Raw genomic sequence first — 1,278 nt, forward strand, 5'->3', positions numbered from 1 at the left:
TCAGTTTAAGGATTTATTAAGTTTCAAGGCATCAAAAATTAATGAATGGATAGATCAAGGTTACGATGATGCAAAACGCTGTATAGGCCAAGTAAAGGACGTTATAGACTTACAGAAAACTAGCCAAGACGCTATCTTAAAGAGAAATGTGGGCATTGAAGAACTAGATGATGATTTTTATATAGAATAGTTTAAATCCCTTATTTAATTATAATAGTCAACACATGGGGTATGTATTTATTATGCGAATTCAGGTTTATTGGTTACAGAGGGAGGTGTAGCTATGTCTCGTCAAAATTTAGGCTCAGGCGCTAGGGGATAATTATACTTGAGAGTAGAGTGCAGTATTTTTGCCGCACGCTAGCTTTTGACTGCAAGTGTCAATATAAAATCTATTTCAATTTCTAAGTCTTGAGCTTGCTGAATGGCATGGGTCATTTGTTTTGTAGCACGCCATGCAAAAGGAGTCATTTGTAATAAATCCATACGTTGGTCTTGATTGGGTATTATTATGTCGCTGACTCTTTGGTTTGTCAGGGTGGTAAAATTTTCTGGTAAAGGGGCTTGTGTATCATGCTCTTTGGTGTCTTGATAGATGAGTTCTTTTAATTGCCATAAATGGCGTGGCCCTGGGGTAACGGTTAGTAAGTAGCCGTTCGTTTTTAGTAGGCGTTTGATCTCACTATTATTAGAGGGAGCATAAATTCGTAGTAGTAAATTAAAAAAGTTGTCGCTATAAGGCATGCGTTCACTACTGGCAACGATAAACTGTGCTGTAGCTTGCTTTTTGGCGGCGGCTAAAATGGCATTTTTGGCAATATCTAGTCCGTGTAAATCTAGCTTGTTATGTTGCGTTAATACTTCAATTTGCCGGCTGTAATAGCCTTCTCCGCACCCCATATCTAATATACGTGGTTTTGGGATGTCAGCTAGGTGTTGGTCAATTATATTGCTGATCGCTTGCGCGAGCGGTTGATAAAAACCTGCTTCTAAAAAATTGCGACGAGCGCGCATCATTTCTTTGCTATCGCCGGGCTCTTTGGATTTTTTATATTGTGCAGGTAGTAGGTTGATATAACCTTCTTTAGCTATGTCAAAGTGATGGTCATTGCTGCACTGATAGCTTCGTGTGGACAGCTGTTGGCGCAGAGGTGTTTGGCAAATAGGGCAAATATAAGGCATGGGTTTTAGGTAAATAAGGTGTAACTTCTCATTATCCACAGGCAGCGGCCGCACGGATGACTTCCGATAACGGAGGAATATCGCCTATACCCAATA

Annotated in this window: 1 protein-coding gene and 1 pseudogene; one reads left to right on the forward strand and one right to left on the reverse strand. The window is 40.0% G+C overall.

The features are described from left to right. Positions 1-190: pseudogene (locus BQ7314_RS01670) on the forward strand (hypothetical protein); the annotation flags it as partial. Positions 191-360: 170 nt separating this feature from the next. Here the strand turns inward: BQ7314_RS01670 and rlmA are convergent. Next, a complete protein-coding gene (gene rlmA / locus BQ7314_RS01675; RefSeq protein WP_245394874.1) occupies positions 361-1,221 on the reverse strand; it encodes a 23S rRNA (guanine(745)-N(1))-methyltransferase in 861 nt (286 codons plus the stop codon). Between the last annotated feature and the right edge of the window lie 57 nt (positions 1,222-1,278).

This window comes from methanotrophic endosymbiont of Bathymodiolus puteoserpentis (Logatchev) (assembly GCF_900128525.1).
In the GTDB taxonomy this organism is placed as follows: Bacteria; Pseudomonadota; Gammaproteobacteria; order Methylococcales; family Methylomonadaceae; genus Methyloprofundus.